The organism is Syntrophorhabdus sp. (assembly GCA_012719415.1).
Taxonomy (GTDB): Bacteria; Desulfobacterota; Syntrophorhabdia; order Syntrophorhabdales; family Syntrophorhabdaceae; genus Delta-02.
Genome location: JAAYAK010000178.1, coordinates 1 through 17,106 on the forward strand (window position 1 = coordinate 1; position 17,106 = coordinate 17,106).

The 17,106-nt window shown below is 59.0% G+C and carries 11 protein-coding genes, 1 tRNA gene and 1 other RNA gene; 11 read left to right on the forward strand and 2 right to left on the reverse strand.

Features of this window, described 5'->3' with window-relative positions; genetic code table 11:
* Positions 1-313: 313 nt before the first annotated feature.
* Positions 314-1,525 (reverse strand): YbfB/YjiJ family MFS transporter, encoded by a 1,212-nt coding sequence (locus tag GXX82_10355; GenBank protein NLT23439.1) that lies wholly within the window; start codon positions 1,523-1,525, stop codon positions 314-316.
* Positions 1,526-1,899: 374 nt separating this feature from the next.
* Here GXX82_10355 and GXX82_10360 point away from each other — a divergent pair, with 374 nt between their 5' ends.
* Positions 1,900-5,748: a PAS domain S-box protein gene (locus tag GXX82_10360; protein ID NLT23440.1), complete on the forward strand. Its 3,849-nt coding sequence runs from the start codon at positions 1,900-1,902 to the stop codon at positions 5,746-5,748.
* Here the strand turns inward: GXX82_10360 and fsa are convergent.
* Positions 5,738-6,382 carry a fructose-6-phosphate aldolase gene (gene fsa / locus GXX82_10365; protein ID NLT23441.1) on the reverse strand — a complete coding sequence of 215 codons (645 nt, stop codon included), beginning with the start codon at positions 6,380-6,382 and terminating at the stop codon, positions 5,738-5,740. The two genes, GXX82_10360 and fsa, sit on opposite strands and share 11 nt — an antisense overlap.
* Before the next feature lie 425 nt (positions 6,383-6,807).
* On the opposite strand from fsa, the gene GXX82_10370 reads away from it, so the two are divergent.
* From GXX82_10370 to dnaX, 10 genes are all read left to right on the forward strand, one after another.
* Positions 6,808-8,169: a TrpB-like pyridoxal phosphate-dependent enzyme gene (locus GXX82_10370; GenBank protein NLT23442.1), complete on the forward strand. Its 1,362-nt coding sequence runs from the start codon at positions 6,808-6,810 to the stop codon at positions 8,167-8,169.
* Positions 8,170-8,498: 329 nt separating this feature from the next.
* Positions 8,499-9,599 carry a pyridoxal phosphate-dependent aminotransferase gene (locus tag GXX82_10375; GenBank protein ID NLT23443.1) on the forward strand — a complete coding sequence of 367 codons (1,101 nt, stop codon included), beginning with the start codon at positions 8,499-8,501 and terminating at the stop codon, positions 9,597-9,599.
* A gap of 16 nt (positions 9,600-9,615) precedes the next feature.
* Positions 9,616-10,827 (forward strand): hypothetical protein, encoded by a 1,212-nt coding sequence (locus GXX82_10380; protein ID NLT23444.1) that lies wholly within the window; start codon positions 9,616-9,618, stop codon positions 10,825-10,827.
* Positions 10,824-11,411 carry a hypothetical protein gene (locus tag GXX82_10385; GenBank protein NLT23445.1) on the forward strand — a complete coding sequence of 196 codons (588 nt, stop codon included), beginning with the start codon at positions 10,824-10,826 and terminating at the stop codon, positions 11,409-11,411. The genes GXX82_10380 and GXX82_10385 overlap by 4 nt, the downstream gene beginning before the upstream one ends.
* Positions 11,412-11,432: 21 nt before the next feature.
* Positions 11,433-13,202, forward strand: coding sequence for a 4Fe-4S binding protein (locus tag GXX82_10390; GenBank protein NLT23446.1), 1,770 nt, complete (start codon positions 11,433-11,435; stop codon positions 13,200-13,202).
* A gap of 7 nt (positions 13,203-13,209) precedes the next feature.
* Positions 13,210-14,136, forward strand: a complete 927-nt coding sequence (locus GXX82_10395; protein ID NLT23447.1) for a glycosyltransferase family 2 protein — start codon at positions 13,210-13,212, stop codon at positions 14,134-14,136.
* Positions 14,137-14,174: 38 nt separating this feature from the next.
* The gene (locus tag GXX82_10400) at positions 14,175-15,197 is read left to right on the forward strand and encodes a hypothetical protein (GenBank protein ID NLT23448.1); all 1,023 of its coding nucleotides are present in this window, start codon (positions 14,175-14,177) and stop codon (positions 15,195-15,197) included.
* 36 nt (positions 15,198-15,233) lie between these two features.
* Positions 15,234-15,323: transfer RNA gene (locus GXX82_10405), tRNA-Ser, on the forward strand.
* Positions 15,324-15,337: 14 nt separating this feature from the next.
* Positions 15,338-15,435: signal recognition particle sRNA small type (ffs, locus tag GXX82_10410), an RNA gene on the forward strand.
* Positions 15,436-15,474: 39 nt separating this feature from the next.
* Complete coding sequence (gene dnaX / locus GXX82_10415) at positions 15,475-17,064, forward strand: DNA polymerase III subunit gamma/tau (protein NLT23449.1); 1,590 nt, start codon at positions 15,475-15,477, stop codon at positions 17,062-17,064.
* Positions 17,065-17,106: the final 42 nt, after the last annotated feature.

The window sequence follows — 17,106 nt, forward strand, 5'->3', positions numbered from 1 at the left end:
CCGTCCCCTGGCTTAATCCTGATCGAAAGACCATGACATAGAAAGGCAAAAAGGGCAGGTTACATTTACACTTGACAGTTGTCAGCCATATGGGATTCCGGCCTTCGCCGGAATGACGGAGAAAGAGGTGCGGGGAGACCTTCAGGCTGTCCAGGAAGACCGGAACTTTTACGGCATCCTTGCATTCCTTAGGTCTCTGACCCGGAACCCGCAACTGTTCTTTGCCTGAAACCTGAAACCTGAAACGGTCTTTCCGTCTTTAGCCTGAGACCTGAAACTTGGGACCTGAGACGGATCCTCAAAAAGAAAGCTGTCAGGCTTTCTTTTTGAGGATGAGAGAGCCGAAGGCTCCCAGAAGCGAGACGCCTGCCGAGAGGAGGAAGGCATTGGTGAAGCTTCCCGTGGCGTCCTTTATGTATCCTCCTGCCAGGGGACCCAGGGCCTGGCCTATGCCGAAGAAGAGGGTTATGAAACCGAGGCCGGCGGGGGCCAGCCGCCCGCCCACAGCGTCTCCCGACGCCGCGGCCATGATGGTGGGGATCGAGAAGGCGGCGATCCCGAAGATGACCGCCGACACGTAGAAGCCGGTGGTGTCCTTCCAGAAGGCGAAGATGACGTAAGACAGGGCAAGGGTGAGGTAGGCGATCATGGACCCGTACCTTCTTCCGAGCACATCGGATATCCAGCCGTATATGACGCCGCAGAAGATGCTGAAGATGCCGAGGACCGCGAAGATCCGGCCTGCCGCGATGGGGCTTACCCCCATCTCCTTGGTGAGGAAGGCGACAAAGAAGGTAAGGTAGATGATATAGGAGAAACCGTACATGAAATAGACCGCTCCGAGCTTCCAGATCTCCGATTCGACGACAACGTCCTTGAAGGCCGAGAAGAGGGTTACCTTCGGGCCGCCCTTTTGCTCCTCGGTGCCGCCGTACATGGAAAGTCCCTTTTCCGCGGGGTTGTTCCTCAGGAAGGCGTAACAGGCGAATGCGAGAACGAATACCGCGATCCCCAGGAAATACCAGGCGTAACGCCACCCGTCCTTTCCGAAGTACGAGATGATGGGGGGCAGTACAATGCCTGCCAGAAAGAGCCCCGTGCCGATGCCGGCGGACACGATCCCCGTTGCGAGGCCCCTTTTCCTCATTATGAACCAGGCGGCCGGCAGGGCCATGATGGGAACGTAGCTCCCGCCGTTGCCGAGCCCCGCTATGAGCCGCATCACGAAGGCGAAGGAAAAGGAGTCGGAAAGGCCGGTGAGGAAAAGGCTCACGCCGATCACAAGGAGGGAAACGAAAACGACCCGTCTCACCCCGAATCGGGCTGCGAGAAAACCGCCTATGATGGCGAGGCTGAGATAGCCGATGAAATTGCCTGTCGCGATGGAGCCAAGCTGAGTGTAGTTGAGCATAAGGCCGTCTTTCATGGGAGGCAGTATCACCGAATAGGACATCCTGCCGAAGCCATGGGCCAGGATGGTGACAAGAGTGCCGGTGAAGGCGATGATCCATGCGTAATGCACCATAATGTTTCACCTCCGCATTGCAGTCAAAATGCTGTTACAGGAATACCCCGCATTACAGATCACTGTCCTGCCAAACGTGCGATGGGAGTGTGTCCCACGTCGCTTCCCGCGGTCCTTCGTCGGCCGCTGTAACCCCCGCTTAAGAACAATGGTACGTTGTCATCCCCAAAAATGCAAGCCCGGTTCTGTCCCCACTCTAACCGGTTTTGTTTCCCGCTTCTGTTAACCCGGCAACACTGGTAAGATGTAAACCTGTCTCCGGGATGGATGTGTTAATTTATCTTGCGGAACTGCCGATAAGTGTCATAAGGTTTGTTCACAGCATCGCTGGAAAGCGCTGTGCTGTTGCAAGGCATGATTAACGATCTGCGGCCATGATCGTAAATTGTTCATTGAGGAACAGGATCACACCATTGTCTCAACGCACGGGCACCACATCAGGCGCGGCAGGTAAGGACCTCCAGAGGAAACGGACGAAGAGGAGAATCAAGCCCGCAGCGGCGGCAATGCTCGCGGTCCTCTCGTTCCTTCTCTTTGCCGGCGCATGCGGGGCATTCGCGGCGGAGCGCCACAGGACGGCACTCTTTCTCCACTCCTACCACCGGACAGATTGGACCGAGACCATCATGGAAGGCTACATATCGGCCTTGCAGGGTCGCGAGGACCTTGGCGTGCACGTGGAGTACATGGACACGAAGAAGACGGAGACCGCCGGGTATCTCCGCAAGCTCCGCGACATCTACGCGATGAAGTTCGCAGCCGTCCGGTTTGACGTTATCCTTGTCTCCGATGACAACGCCTTTCGGTTTGCCTTGTCCCATCAGAAAGAGCTCTTCGGGTATGCTCCCATCGTGTTCTGCGGGGTCAACCGGTTCAGCGGGGACCTCGTCGCCGGCCGGAACAACGTTGTCGGTGTGCTTGAAGAGGATGATTTCGAGGAAACACTGGCGTTCGCCTTCCGGGTGAGGCCGAAGGCGCGGACGGTCTACGTCATACACGACCGGACGAAAGAGAACCTCAGACGTTTTGAAGAATTGTCGCGGATAATAAGGGCCGGTTATCCCCGGGTGACGGTGGAGACGCTGGGCGACCTCTCCTATGCGCGGATCCTTCAGGCCATGCCCGCGCTGCCCCGGGAGAGCATCGTCTTTTTCATATCCCTGTGGCAGGACGCGGAGGGCAGGCCAGTTTCCGTTGAGGAGGCTTCGAAGATCCTCAGGCTGTCGCCCGCCCCGGTCTTCGGCCGCTCGGGTTCTTTCGTGGGTAAAGGACTCCTGGGAGGAAAATGCGTCTCCGGTTTCAGTCAGGGAAAGGCCGCGGGACTCCTCGCCCGGCAGATACTGGACGGCAAACACCCGGGGGACCTTCCCCGGGTGATCGAGAGTCCGAACCGGTTCATGTTCGATCACGCGGAGCTTACGGAGCACGAGGTCACCGAGAACGAGCTCCCCCGGGGCAGCGTTGTTCTCAACAAGCCGCCATCTTTTCTCGAACAGAACAGGAGCACAATACTGGCCTCCATCGCGGTGGTGGTCGTTCTCCTTGCATTTATCGCGGTCCTGGCGGTCAGCCTCGCGCGTTTGAGACGGACGTCTCTGAAGCTCAGTTCGAGAGAACTGGAACTGCTGGCCTCGCAGGAGACGCTGTCCGGAATCCTCTCGGCCTCTCCGAGCGGTATCGTGAAGATCAAGGGCAGGGTCTTTGAGTGGGTCAACGACGCGATGTGTTCCATCACGGGCTACGCGGAAGACGAACTCGTCGGACACGATTCCCGGTTCCTCTATCCCGATGACGAAGAGTACGAAAGGGTGGGACGCGAGATATACCGCAAGGGGCAGGAGGAATCGAGGTGGATCCGCAAGGACGGCACCGTGATAGAGCTCCTCTTCCAGGTCGCGAAGGCGACGGGCGACAGCTACATAGCCATTGTAACGGACATAACGGAACGCATCAGGACGGCCCGGGCCCTTAAGGAGAGCGAGAAGCTCTACCGAAACATAATCGAGAAGATACAGGACGTCTTCTACAGATTCGACACGAAGGGGACCCTGATCATGATAAACCCTGCCGGGGCGAGGATGTTCCGCTATGATTCCGTCGACGAGATGCTGGGTCTGCCCATGGAGGCGTTCTGGAACGATCCCCGGGATCTCTACAGGATGGTCGACGAACTGAAGGACCGGGACCGTGTGAACGACTACGAGGCGCTCCTCAAGCGAAAGGATGGCACGACGCTGTACGTTTCCATCACGACGCACTACTTCTACGATGACGACGGGAACATAGCGGGCCGGGAAGGGATACTCAGGGACATCACGGAGCGAAAGATGGCGGCGGAGGCACTGCGCGAAAGCGAGGTGCGTTACCGGGCGCTCTTCGAGTTCTCTCCCGACGCCGTCCTCGTCCTCAAGGACGGTGTCTACATGGACTGCAACTCCAGGACGCTGGAATTGATGAAGTGCTCAAAGGAGGACATTCTGGGGAAGGAGCCCGACGCGTTCTCGCCGGAGTTTCAGCCCGACGGCATCCCTTCCATCGATAAGGCGAACGAGAAGGTGCGCCTTGCCATGTCAGGCAGACCGCAATTTTTCGAGTGGCGCAACAGGATGTTCGACGGCAACGGGTACTTCGACGCGGAGGTCAACCTGAGCCGTTTTGACGTGAACAACGAGGCCTACCTCCTCGTGATCGTGCGGGACACGACGGAGAGGAGGAAGGCCGAGGCCCAGATCCGGCGTCTCGTCACGGCCATCGAGCAGGCGGCGGAGGATATCCTGATCACCGATGCCGATGGTATCATCGAATATGTCAATCCCGCCTTCGAGTCCGTCACGGGGTATGTCCGTGAGGAGGTGATAGGAAGGAGACCGGATTTTCTCGTGAGCGGGCTCCACGACCGGGAGTTCTACGAGAACCTCTGGGAGACGATCCGGGCCGGCAAGGTCTGGACGGGTACCATCGTCAACAGGAGAAAGGACGGGACCTTCATCCACGAGGAATCCACCGTCGGCCCCCTCGTCGATTCCTCGGGCGCGATAACGGGATACATCTCCCTCAACCGGGACGTGACGAGACAGGTCCAGCTTGAATCGCAGCTGCACCAGTCGCAGAAGATGGAGGTCATAGGACAGCTCGCCGGCGGGATAGCCCATGATTTCAACAATATCCTCAGCGCGATCATCGGCTATTCGAACCTCGTCCAGATCAAGCTCCCACCCGACGACCCCGTCCGCAAGTACGTGGACCAGATCGTCGCGTCGTCAGGCAAGGCGGCCATCCTTACCCAGAGTCTCCTTGCCTTCAGCAGGAAGCAGATCATCGACCCGAAACCGCTGGATGTCAACGCGGCGATCACGGGAACGAAGAAGCTGCTTTCCCGGCTCATCACCGAGGACATCGTCCTCAGGACGGAACTGTGCGCGGGTTCCCTTGTCGTGATGGCCGATCTTGTCCAGATGGACCAGGTCCTCATGAACCTTGTGGCCAACGCCCGGGACGCGATGCCCGCGGGGGGCACTTTGACGATCAGCACGAGAAGGGCGCGCGGCATCGACGGGAAGGAAGGGGGGCGGGAGGAATGGTTCGCCTGCATCTCCGTCTCCGACACGGGCATCGGCATGGACGCGAGGACGAGGGAGAAGGTCTTCGAGCCCTTTTTCACGACAAAGGAATCAGGCAAGGGGACCGGGCTGGGTCTCGCGATAGTCTACGGGATAGTAGAGCAGCACAACGGCACCATCCGTGTTGCCAGCGAACCGGGTCACGGAACGACCTTCGAGGTGTTCCTGCCCGTAGTCGAGGCCCTTCCCGGTGAAGAGGCGGAAACGGTGGCTGACAACCCGAGAGGCAGCGAGAAGATACTTGTCGTGGAAGACAACGAGGAGCTCAGGAGCCTCCTGTGTACCGTTCTTTCGGAGCAGGGCTACAGGGTTTTCGAGGCGGTGGACGGCCTCGACGCCCTCGAAACACAAAAGCAGTGCCAGGCGGACCTCGTCATTCTCGATGTCGTCATGCCGAAGATGAACGGCAAAGAGGCCTATGACAGGCTGAGATCCATCGATCCCAATATCAGGGTGCTTTTCATGAGCGGCTACACCGATGACATCATCCACCAGAAGGGCATCCTTGACGAGACGATAGAGTACATCGCGAAGCCCATTCTGCCCCGGGACCTTCTGAAAAAGGTCAGGGAGATGCTCGACGGAGAAACCCCTATTTCTTGATGCCCTCCCAGTCCTTGAGGAATTTCTGCAGACCGATGTCCGTCAGGGGATGGTTCATGAGCTGCTTGAGGACGTTGAAGGGTATGGTGGCGATATCGGCGCCGACAAGGGCCGCGTCGAGGACATGCATGGGATTGCGGATGCTCGCGACGATGACCTCCGTCTCAAAGGCATAATTATAAAATATGGTAACGATGTTCTCGACTATCTCCATGCCCCTCTGGGAGATATCGTCGAGCCTGCCGATGAAGGGGCTCACGAACGTGGCGCCCGCCTTCGCGGCAATGAGAGCCTGAACGGGTTGAAAGATGAGGGTCACGTTGGTCTTGATACCCTCGTCCGTCAGCGTCCTGACAGCCCGGATACCCTGTTCTGTCATGGGTATCTTAATGACGGCGTTCTCCCCCAGGGCGGCGAGTTTCCGCGCCTCCTCGCACATGCCTTCCGCCGTGGTCGATATGACCTCCAGGCTGACGGGCCCGGTAACGGTCTGAAGTATCTCGCGGAGCACGGCGTCGGGGTCCTTTTTCTCTTTTGCGAGAAGTGACGGATTGGTGGTCACACCGTCGACGAGCCCCATCTCCATACCCTTTCTGATCTCGCCGATATTTGCCGTATCTATGAAGAATTTCATTTCCTGACCTCCGAGTGTGATGGTGGATGTAAAAAACTGTAAGAGTATACACGATTGTGAAGAGAATGACCAACAAGAAGAGAATGACCAATTCACCAATAACCAATTCAACAAAGAGAAGGACAGAATGGACTGCCTGTATCGTTCTCTTTTTAGTTATTGGTTATTGTCTGTTTCTCTGGTCATTGGAATTTGGTCATTGGTCATTATCTTTTATTTTGACATCCTGCATTTCCCATGTTATAAAGCCTCATCATGACGAACACAGCGACAAACAACTGGTGGTGGTGGCGGAAATTGTAGGTGTGAGACCGTAATTTTCCGGCCATGGACGGTTTCACACCGTCCATGGCCGTTTTATTTGAAAAGGGCCATGGGCAGACAAGCTCATGGCCCTTTTCGTTACTGAAGAAAAGGAGGACATCATGGAGAAGAAAATATTCCTTAGTGAAAAGGACATGCCGCGGGCCTGGTACAATATTCAGGCCGATCTCGAGACACCCCTGCCCCCGCCGCTCAACCCGGAAACGGGGGAACCCGTGACGCCGGACATGCTCGAGGCCATCTTTCCGATGAACCTCATCGAGCAGGAGGTGAGCACCGAGAGGTTCATCGACATTCCCGAGGAGGTCATGGAAAGACTCCTCATGTGGAGGCCGACGCCGCTCACCCGGGCAACGGGGCTCGAAAAGTTCCTCGGGACGCCCGCCCACATCTATTACAAGAACGAAGGGGTCAGCCCCCCGGGAAGCCACAAGCCGAACACGGCCATCGCCCAGGTGTACTATAACAAGGAGGCCGGCATCAAGAGGCTGACGACGGAGACGGGCGCAGGACAGTGGGGGAGCGCCCTTGCCTTTGCCTGCAACCAGTTCGGCATCGAGCTGAAGATCTACATGGTTCGGGTGAGCTTCAACCAGAAACCGTACAGGCGCGTCATGATGGAGGCCTGGGGAGGGAAGTGCGTGCCCAGTCCGAGCCCCGATACGAAAGCCGGGCGCACGTTCCTCGAAGGGAACCCGGACCATCCGGGGAGCCTCGGAATGGCGATCAGCGAGGCCATCGAGGACGCCGTGACCTCGCAGAACACGAAATACTCCCTGGGTAGCGTCCTCAATCATGTCCTTCTCCACCAGTCAGTGATCGGCCTGGAGGCGCAGCGGCAGCTCGAGCTCGCGGGAGAGTACCCCGATGTTGTCGTTGGGTGCGCGGGCGGCGGCAGTAACTTCGCAGGCATCGCCTTTCCTTTCATTCGCGACAAGATCCACGGAAAGGAGATACGGATCGTGGCCTCCGAACCCACCTCCTGCCCGACGCTTACCCGGGGCCGGTATGTCTACGATTTCGGGGACACCGCGGGGATGACGCCGCTTCTGCCCATGTACTCCATCGGGCACGGTTTCGTTCCCGCCCCGATACACGCGGGAGGCCTGCGTTATCACGGCATGGCCCCGCTTGTCAGCAAGGTCTTCGCCGACGGCCTCATCGAGGCGCGGGCGTATAACCAGATCGAGACGTTCTCGGCGGGTGTCATCTTTGCCCGGACGGAGGGGTTCATTCCGGCGCCCGAGACGAACCACGCCATAGCATGCGTCATCGACGAGGCGAGAAGGGCGAAGGAAGAGGGCAGGGAAAGGGTCATCCTCATGAACTTCAGCGGCCACGGCATCATAGACCTGCCTTCCTATGACGCCTTCATGTCGGGCAAGCTCCAGGATTACGCGATGCCCGACAACGAGATAACGGAACTCCTCCGCAGCCTGGAGAAGTATCCGAAACTGAAATGAGGCGGGTAATAGGTAATGGGTAATAGGTGATGGGAAGTTATTCATCGCCCCTCCCATAACCCATGACCCATAACCCATGACCGGGGGTTTCCATGGAGATCTATTGTGGTCAGCTTGGGATGATCATCGGATTTGATTATTGCCTTCAGGTGCAGAGCGGCCTGCCCTGCTCCAACGCCTTTGGGTGCTGGAAAGAAAGGGTTGACGTGGTCGCTCTTCTTAGGGCAAAGTTTACTGACGAAGAATTGCGATTGGCTTTCAACACACTGCCGAGATCAAGGCTCGACAGGATACTGGAGTCCGCCCGTTCAGCTTGCAAGGAGGAATAGATGCTGCTTTCCGACAGGGTCATGCAGATGCGGCCATCGGGGGTGCGAAAGATCTTCGACCTGGCGCAAAAAGTGAAGAACCCCATCAACCTCAGCATCGGGGAACCTGATTTCGATATTCCCGATGTGGTGAAGGATGAAGGGATAAAGTGGATACAGAAGGGGTTCAACAAGTACACGCCCTCGGGAGGGATCCCGGAGCTCCGCGAAAAGGTCCTCGGTCATCTCAGGGGAAAGGGGATAATCTGCGAGGACGCCATCATCACGGCGGGGGTGACGGGGGGTCTTCTTCTGGCCCTCATGACGACGCTCAACCCCGGTGACGAGGTCATCATCCCCGACCCCTACTTCGTTCTCTACGAATACCAGGTCCTGCTGCTGGGAGGGCGGCCCGTCTTCTTCGACACCTATCCCGATTTCACGATCAGGGAGGAGGAGCTGCGCCGGGCAATAACGGACAGGACGAGGGTCATCCTCATCAACAGCCCCAACAATCCGACGGGCATGGTCAATTCCCGGGAAGAGCTGGAAATGGTGGCGAGGGTGGCGCGCGAGAAGGACCTCCTCGTCTTCTCCGACGATATCTACGACCGCTTCGTCTTTGATGAAGAGGAGGGGGAGAAGCCGTACCTGGGCAAAATGTACGAAAAGACGCTCACCTTCGGCGGCTTCTCGAAGACCTGGGGGATGACGGGTTGGCGCCTGGGGTACGTGGCGGGGCCGAGCGAGATCATTCAGTGTATGATAACGATGCAGCAATACGCCTTCTCGAGCGTCACGTCCTTCGCGCAAAAGGCGGCCCTCGTTGCCCTCGACGAGGGCATGGACGACATGATCGCCGGGTACCGTAAGAAACGGGACCTCATTTACAACGGGCTCAAGGACAAGTACAATGTGGTTAAGCCGAAGGGGGCCTTCTTCATCTTTCCCGAGATTCCCGGCGGCAACGCCATGGCATTCGTGGAAAGGGCATTGGAGAACAATCTCTTCATCATACCGGGCAGTGTTTTTTCGGCAAGGGACACTCATGTGCGCATCTCTTTCGCAGCCACCGAGGAGAACCTCCTCAAGGGAATCGACGTACTGAGAAGAATGGCGTAAAGGAGTTTTCGGAACGATGCATGAGAATGTGATCAGGTTGTTGATGGAGAATGCCGTGCAGCAGATCTACGTGACGAACAGGGGCACGGCGGCGACGGCGCGGAAGGTGTCGGGCGCGCTGCATTGCGAGGTTTCGACGAACGAGAAGATAGCCTTCGAGCTTGCCCTGGCAGGCGCCTACGTGCGCAAGAGGACGGCCTGCATCCTCTCCACGGAAGGTCTCTACGAGGCCCTCGACCCCGTCATGAGCTCCGCCTACACGGGGGTGGCCGGGTCCTTCGTCATCGTGGCCGTTCAGGAGAACGACGAGGAGGTGACCCCTCTCGGCCCGTTCTCGAAGCTGCCCCTTATCGTCACCGAAAAGGAAGAAGAACTGGAAAGGGCCGTCAGGTACGGGTTCGAACTTTCCGAGGAGTACAGGATCCCCGTTATCGTGCAGGCCGTCCCGGCCGGGTACGACAAAGGCCGGGAGACTGCGGGGCAGACTGAAAAGACGGCAGGGAACGCGGCCATGCTCGTAAAGGAGCCGGGCAGGTGGGCGGCGACGCCGAAGTTCCGTTTCCAGCTTCACGGGGAGCTCAACGAAAAGATCAGGAAGATCGGCGAGGTCTTCGAGACCTATGAGGACAACCTCATCATCTCAAAGGGTTCAACGGGACTCGTCACGGACCGGCTGTCCCGTCTCGAGTTCTACGACGAGGACGCGAGCGTGCTCAGGCTGGCAACTGTCTTTCCCCTGCCGCAGAGGCTCGTGCAGGGATTCGTTGACGGCATGGACGAGGTCCTCGTCGTCGAGACCTATCCGGCGATCGAACTCCAGATACCGGACAGATCGAAGGTGAAGCGGGGGTTCGTCGATGCCGGCCGGGGCACGCCTCAATACGACGAGGTCATAGCGGGGTTCTCCGTCATCAGGGACCGGCTGGGCCCCGCCTCTTCGATAAACATGGCGCACGGCATCAAGAGGCTCCATCCCGAGAGGAACATCCTGGCCGTGACCTTCGAGGACCACTTCTTCCATTCGGGGATGCCCGCGTACGTCAACAGCCTCTACAATGGCTCTTCGTTCGTACTTCTCGTCATGGTGAGCGAGAGGGAGGACGATCTGAGAAGGATACTGCGGGGCTATGGCGTAAGCGGGGTGCAGCCGATCTCGAACATCGACGAGATCGGCCGGTTCCGGGACACGAAGGAGCCCGTGGTGGCTCTCTACAGGGGTATGATATGAGACAGGAGATCATATGCGCCGGTATCGGGGGCAGGGGGGTGCTCCTTGCCTCCACGATACTCATCGAGGCCGCCATCAGGAGCGGGCTCAAGGCGGTGGCATCCGATGAATACGGTATGAGCCAGAGGGGAGGGTCCGTCGTGTCCCTCGTGAAGGTGGGCGATTTCGCGAGTCCCTTCATCGGCAGGGAGAACGGCGGCATCCTCCTTGCCTTCGAGGAAAGCGAGTTCTACAAGGCGCTCCTCTTCCTGAAGAAGGGTGGTCTTGCCCTTGTCAACACCCGTGCGGCTGAGCTGCCGCCGTCCATCGCGGGCCTTCTCAGGAAGCGGGAGATAACCTGCCGCCTTGTCGATGCCGATGGCATTGCCCGTCAGACAGGTATGTTCCAGTCCGCCAACATGGCCCTTCTCGGCCTTTTCGCCGCCTTCGGCATCGCCCCTTTTACGAAAGAGGTTCTCGAAGAGACGATCAGGTCCCGCGTGCCGGAGAAATTCCTGGCAAAGAATCTCGAGGTCTTCGGGAAGGGATTCGACGCCGCGACGAAAATGGGCGCCGCAGGGGAGCGCCGGACGGATATCGTTTGAGACCGTATGGGAGGATCATCAGTGCATAGCAGGGAAGAGGTGATAATAGGCAATCAGGCCATCGCGAGGGGCCTTGTAGAGGCGGGGCTTGAGATAGCGGCGGCATACCCGGGGACGCCGAGTTCCGAGATACTGCCCGGAGTCGTCCACTTCAGGAACATGGAAGGATCGAAGACCCACACCGAATGGTCGACGAACGAGCTCTGCGCCTTCGAGGTCGCCTTCGGCGCCGCGGCCTACGGCGGGGCCAGGGCGGCCTGTTTCATGAAACAGGTGGGCCTTAACGTCGCGCTCCCGGCGCTCCTGAGATCGCGGGAGAGGTCCATCGAAGGGGGGCTCGTCATCGTCTCCTGTGACGACCCCGGCCCGCAGTCGTCCCAGACGGAGCAGGACACGCGGCTCATCGCAACCCTCTTCGGGATCCCCGTTTTCGATCCGTCATCCCCGGCGGAGGCGGCCGATGTCGCCTACCACGCCCTCAACTGGTCCTTCGAGAACAAGGTTCCCGTCATCATCCGCTCCACCCACCGTGTGAGCCATGCCCGCGAGTCCATCCCCTTCTATGACCCGGGGACGAGGAAGGTTGTTTTCAGGGAAGGACATGTCGCGGGAACCGGCCGGAAGCTGGGCATCGTCGCGTCGGGCATGAGCTGCTCCCTCGTCTACGATGTCATGGAAGAGCTGGGCGCGTCGGAAGAGGTTTCCCTTTACAAGGTCCTCAAGGTCTATCCCGTCGACGAGGCTCTCACGGGGTTTGTCGATTCCATGGAACGCGTCCTCGTGGTGGAGGAGACGGACCAGGTGATAGAGGCCCTCATCGGTGACGCGAAAAAGGTGATGGGCCGCAGGGACGGCACGGTGCCCTCGGCGGGAGAGATCACCTACGATATCGTGAGGGACATCCTGTCCCGGGTGCTGGCCGAAGCCGGGACCGGCAAGGGCCCTTTCGTGCCTGACGGTGACATCGAAGAGGCGCTTTCCCATGTGGCCGTCATTCCCAGGCCGCCGAAGCTCTGTCCCGGCTGCCCGCACAGGGCGTCCTTCTTCGCGATGCAGTATCTGTGGCCCGACGCCATCTATCCCGGCGACATCGGGTGCTACACGCTGGGCATATCCCAGGGGGCCGTCGACACCTGCCTTGATATGGGCGCCGGGGTGACACTGGCTGAGGGTTTCTACGACGCCTTCAATCAGGACGGCAAGCTTGTCCCCATCCTTGCCTCCATAGGAGATTCGACCTTCCTGCACGCCTGCATGGCTCCCCTTTACGATGCCGTGAAGAACCGGAAGAGGTTCATTCTCGTCATCATGGACAACTCCACGACGGCCATGACAGGCATGCAGCCCACGCCCCAGACAGGGATCACCGTGGACGGGACGGCCACCCGCGGCGTCGCCATCGAGGATGTCGTCCGGGGTCTCGGCGTCAATTTCGTGCGCATTGTCGACCCTTACGATGTTCCCGCCATGATCCGCACGATCGGCGAGGCCTTTGACCGTCTCAAGGAAGAGCCGCTCCCGGCGGTCGTCATCGCCCGACGCGAGTGCCTGCTCCTCATGAAGGGAGCGGTGAAGGACGAGGGCTACCCGGCGGACATCGAACGGGACTGCATAGGCTGCAAGAGCTGCCTTAAGACCTTCGACTGCCCGGCCATGTCCTTCGATGAGGCCTCGAAGAAGATACGGATTGACGACAGCCTGTGCACGAACTGCGGGATCTGCTACTACGCCTGTCCCGTCCAGCTTGAGGGCAAGGCCCTGAAGGCGGCAAAGAAAGCGGGAACCCCCTGAAGAGGCCATGGAAGCGGACCCCACCCTTTCCATCGTCATTATCACCAAGGATACCAGGGAACTTCTGGAGGGACTCTTTGATTCCATCGGGAAGGATACCTCGCTTGCCTCTCTCGGCAGGGAGATCATCGTCATCGACAACGCCTCCACGGACGGCACGGAGGAGTACGTACGGCGTGCCTGTCCCGATGCCCGGTATGTCCGCAACGACCGCAACGCGGGGTTCGCTGTTGCGGTCAACCAGGGGGCGAAAGCGTCCGCCGGCAGGTACGTCCTTCTTCTCAATTCCGACACCCGCCTCATCGAAGGCGAGGTCGCGAAGATGGTGGCCGCCGCGGAAAGCATCCCCGACCTGGGTCTCATGGGTCCGCAGCTCGTCTACGAGGACTTAAGCCTGCAAAGGTCCGTGGCTGCCGTCCCCGGCCTTACGGGAGAGATGTTCCCCGGCTCGGGCCGGGCCTCTCAGGCCGCGTCGGGCGGGAACACGGGTCCTGTCCGGGACGTGGAATCGCTTATCGGTGCCGCCATCATGATCCGGAAGGACGCCTTCGACGATCTTCAGGGTTTCGACGAACGTTTCTTTTTCTTTCTCGAGGAGACGGACTTTTGCGTCCGGGCGAGGCGGAAGGGCTACCGGGTGGTCTTTTTCCCCGGGGCGAAGGTCATCCACCTCCAGGGCAGGACGGTCCGAAAGACCTGGGTGAAGGGCCGCATGGAATACAATATCTCCCTGAGGAAGTTCATGAAGAAGCATCATGGGCGCCTGTACCTCACGGCGTTCGATACCGTCAGGCTGGCAAAGTCCCTGGCCTTTGTCATCGCTGTCCCCCTTTCTCTTTTCGGCTCCCGGATGCGGCTGCGCTATTCCTATTACCTCAATCTTGTGGTATGGTACATGCGCGCCTGCCCCGATGACGCGGGTCTTCGCGGCTGACGGACGCCGGGTGCGGGACGAAGATCAGGAGGGAACGCATGTCGGTCATACTCACTATCTCCGAAGATGAACGCATCACCATTGACACCTTTCAGCCCGGTGACGCCGCGGGCGTGGGAGACCTTTTCCGCAAGGTCTACGGCGAGGAGTACCCGGTAAAGCTCGTCTACGACGCCGAGGGGCTCGTCAGGGCCTTTGAGAAACATGAGAACATTCCCGCCGTTGCCCGTTCTTCGAAGGGGATCGTCGTGGGGTATGTGAGCATCTACAGGTCCGCCCCGGTCGAAACGGTCTACGAAGGGGGGCAGGGCCTCGTCCTCGTGGACTACCGCAAGCACGGTATCCTCCGTGAGCTGATCCGCTATTACTCCGAGGTGCTGGCACCGGCGTACGGTGCCGATGCCGTCTTCGGCGAGGCCGTCTGCAACCATGTCTATTCCCAGAAGGCATGGGCGGCACACGGGGCCATCGAGACCGCCATCGAAGTGGACCTCATGCCCGCCGAGGTCCACGCGAAGGAGGGTGCCACGGGCCGGGTGGCCACACTGCACATGACGCGGATGTACCGGCCCATGGAGCACACCGTCTACGCGCCCCGGCAGTACGAGGAGGCCATGCGGTTCATCTACGACGGATTCACGAGCGGCGCCCGTCTCGCGAAGGCGACGGACGAGTCCGCGGGAGGGGAGCCGACATCCATCGAAAGCAGCCATTTCGAATTTGCCCACGTCACGCGTATGACCGTACGGCAGGCCGGGCAGGATTTCCCCGCCGTTTTCGAGAAATACGAGCACGATGCCCTGGACAGGGGTATGGTCGTCATTCAGGTGTGGCTCAAACTTTCCTGGCCCTTCATCTCGGGTCTCACCGACTGGCTCAGAGGGAGGGGATACTTCTTCGGGGGCATTCTCCCCCGGTGGTTCGGCGAAGACGGGCTCCTCATGCAGAAGATCGCCGTCCAGCCGAACTGGGAGGGGATAATGCTCTACTCCGACAGGGCGAAGGACATTCTCGCGGCCGTGCGCGAGGACTGGCAAAGGGTGACAACGCAAATCCCTTGAGGTGGTTTTCTGAAGTGTGGTATAACAGATGTCACCGGAGAGATGTCCGAGCGGCTGAAGGAGCACGATTGGAAATCGTGTGTACGTTAACGCGTACCGAGGGTTCAAATCCCTCTCTCTCCGCCATTTTGATCGAGAATGGCCAGGCCCTGCGCAACGTGGAGGTTATGAACCCCGTCAGGTCCGGAAGGAAGCAGCGGTAGTAGCTCGACCGTGTGCCGCAGGTAGCCTGGCTTTTTTTGTTACACACCACGAACCCCCGAAGAGGCGTTCAAATTTGAGCTACACGGTCATAGCAAGACGTTGGAGACCCCAGAGATTCGATGATGTGGTCGGTCAGCCGCACATCATCACCACCCTCAAGAATTCCATCAAGGCAGGCAGGATAGCGCACGCCTTCCTTTTCACCGGGCCCCGGGGTGTGGGCAAGACCTCGCTCGCCAGGATCCTGGCCAAGGCGGTCAACTGCGTCAACGGCCCCACAGCCGAACCCTGCAACGTCTGCGAGAACTGCGTGGGGATAGCGAGCGGCAACTTCGTGGACGTCATCGAGATCGACGCCGCCTCGACGCGGGGGATCGACGACATCAAGGAACTGCGGGAGACGGTGCGCTACCTTCCCATGAAGGCGGCCTACAAGGTCTACATCCTCGACGAGGCCCACATGCTGACGGACCAGGCCCGCAACGCCTTCCTCAAGACCTTGGAGGAGCCCCCGGGACACAACATCTTCATCCTCGCCACCACGGAATCCCAGAAGATCCCCTATACGATCATGTCCCGCTGCCAGCGCTTCGATTTCAGGCGCATCACGGAAAAGGAGATCGTGGAACAGCTCAAGGCCGTCTGCAAGAAGGACGGGATAACCTTCGACGAGGGGGCCTTCCATCACGTGGCCGTCGAAGCGGACGGCTCCATGCGCGACGCAGAATCCATCCTTGAACAGGTAATAGCATACAGCGGACAGCACATCTCTGAAGGCGATGTCATCAACATCATCGGGGTTGTCGAGAAGGAGGTCATCCATCGCATCGTGAGGTCTGTTCTCACGAAGGACCTGAAGGACGGGCTTTCGGCGATCGAGACGACCCTGGGCGAGGGGTATGACGTGAACCAGGTCTACCGCGGGCTCGTCTCCTACATGAGGAACATGATGATCGTGAAGGCCGTGGGGGGGCTGCCCGATTTCATCACCATGGGCGAGGACGAGTATAAGACGTTGAGCGCGCTCATCGCGGACGTGGAGTATTACGAGATCCAGAACATGCTCTATTACATGCTCCGCAGTGAAGACCTCATGCGGGGGCTTTTCCCGCGGATCGCCCTGGAGACGCTCTACATCAACCTCTACAACCTGTCGCAGCTCAGGGACGTGGAAAAGGTGATAGGAGAGCTGGAACGGGGGGAGCCGCAGGTCTCGCGGGCAGGGGAGAGGATACAGAAGGCAGGATACAGGGAGCAGGATACAGGGAGCAGGGAACGGGATACGGGAGACGGCAGGCAGGAATCGGAGGGTGACGTTTCCCATACTCCGTCCGCGCCGTCCGGCGAGGAGAATGCTTCAGCAGTTGGTGGCCGCCCGGCCGGGGACAGCGTTCATGGCTTCGTGGAGTACCTCAAGAAGAAGAAACCTTTCCTGGGAAGCATGTTCGATTCCTGCGAATGCTCCATCGACGGGGATGATCTCGTCGTTCTCGTCGACAGGAAGTACGGCAATTTCATAAAGAGCGAATTTGAAGAGGTCCGCAGGCTCACGAACGAATTCTTCGGCAGGGTGATGAACGTCGAGTTCAGGGATGCCGGCGACAGGAAGAGGAACATCCTCGAGGAATACGTGAAAGAGGCGGATTCTCTCTTCAACGTTTAGGAGGAGACAACATGTCCAAGGGTTTCAACCAGATATTGCAAC

Bases quoted from the DNA above. Each gene is read 5' to 3' on its own strand.
- GXX82_10355 (NLT23439.1), bottom strand. From the start codon at position 1,525: ATGGTGCATTACGCATGGATCATCGCCTTCACCGGCACTCTTGTCACC.
- GXX82_10360 (NLT23440.1), top strand. From the start codon at position 1,900: ATGATCGTAAATTGTTCATTGAGGAACAGGATCACACCATTGTCTCAA.
- fsa (NLT23441.1), bottom strand. From the start codon at position 6,382: ATGAAATTCTTCATAGATACGGCAAATATCGGCGAGATCAGAAAGGGT.
- GXX82_10370 (NLT23442.1), top strand. From the start codon at position 6,808: ATGGAGAAGAAAATATTCCTTAGTGAAAAGGACATGCCGCGGGCCTGG.
- GXX82_10375 (NLT23443.1), top strand. From the start codon at position 8,499: ATGCTGCTTTCCGACAGGGTCATGCAGATGCGGCCATCGGGGGTGCGA.
- GXX82_10380 (NLT23444.1), top strand. From the start codon at position 9,616: ATGCATGAGAATGTGATCAGGTTGTTGATGGAGAATGCCGTGCAGCAG.
- GXX82_10385 (NLT23445.1), top strand. From the start codon at position 10,824: ATGAGACAGGAGATCATATGCGCCGGTATCGGGGGCAGGGGGGTGCTC.
- GXX82_10395 (NLT23447.1), top strand. From the start codon at position 13,210: ATGGAAGCGGACCCCACCCTTTCCATCGTCATTATCACCAAGGATACC.
- GXX82_10400 (NLT23448.1), top strand. From the start codon at position 14,175: ATGTCGGTCATACTCACTATCTCCGAAGATGAACGCATCACCATTGAC.